The organism is Carnobacterium sp. (assembly GCF_032094055.1).
Classification (GTDB): Bacteria; Bacillota; Bacilli; order Lactobacillales; family Carnobacteriaceae; genus Carnobacterium_A.
The window spans coordinates 733-1,627 of the sequence record NZ_DAMDAK010000035.1 but is presented as its reverse complement, the minus strand read 5'-3'; the positions used below and the strand labels follow the sequence as shown (position 1 = coordinate 1,627).

2 protein-coding genes are annotated in these 895 nt (G+C 30.9%); both read left to right on the top strand.

Annotation, left to right across the window (positions count from 1 at the left end; all coding sequences use genetic code 11):
* Positions 1-483, top strand: a 483-nt coding sequence (locus tag RT405_RS06945; RefSeq protein ID WP_313468688.1) for a hypothetical protein, incomplete at its 5' end; no start/stop codon positions are given.
* 142 nt (positions 484-625) lie between these two features.
* A partial coding sequence (locus RT405_RS06940; RefSeq protein ID WP_313468686.1) for a CDP-alcohol phosphatidyltransferase family protein occupies positions 626-895 on the top strand: 270 nt, incomplete at its 3' end.

Below are 895 nucleotides of genomic sequence, written 5' to 3'. Positions count from 1 at the left end.
AAAGGTAGTTCTTCAAGTGAAACAGAAAAAACAGCAAATGAGATACCGTTAGTTCCTCAAAAATCGGATATAGAAAATGGATTTACACTCGAAACAGATCCTGTCTTGCAAGAAATTGAAACTAGAATAAAAAGCGCAGATTCTATCGGTATCCCTAATGATGTAGCCATTCACTTTACGGGGATGTATTTAAATGAAACTGAAAAAACACAAGCAATTTTTATCTTAGTTAATTTGACAGAAATTTCAATGACTAATATACAAATGTCCATTAGTTTCAGTAATACTTCAGATGAAGTTATTTTAGATAAAAAGGCCCTTTCTCTTACTGAAGATAAGTTCGGCATACTTGAGCCGAATACTGCCATGCCTTTATATGTAGATATTCCAACAGAAAAAGAAGATATTTTTTATGGGTTAAAAGATTTTAGTGAAATGGTTTATTCTATTGATTCATTTGACTATGAAGAAGCCAAAAATTAGCCGAAATAGGAAGACCGAGCTAATTAAAACTAAATTTTTTATAAGAGTGTCAGTGATTAAAGATCATTGACCTCTTTTTTTGAAATAGAAGGAAATGTATTTTTTCAGCTATAAGAATTCTTTAAAAAGGAGTTGATTAATAATGTCGACATACAATAGAAACAAATGGGTAACCATTCCGAATATTTTATCTTGCATCCGTTTATTATTAGTTCCGCTTTTTGTTTTAACCTACTTAAAATCAACTGAACCAATTCATTATTATTATGCGGCTCTGATTCTTTTAATTTCAGGTTTGACTGATTTGCTAGATGGTTGGATAGCTCGTAAATATCAGCAAATTTCTGAAGTAGGCAAGCTTTTAGATCCATTGGCAGATAAAATTACCCAAGCAGCAATTATTTTTTGTTTG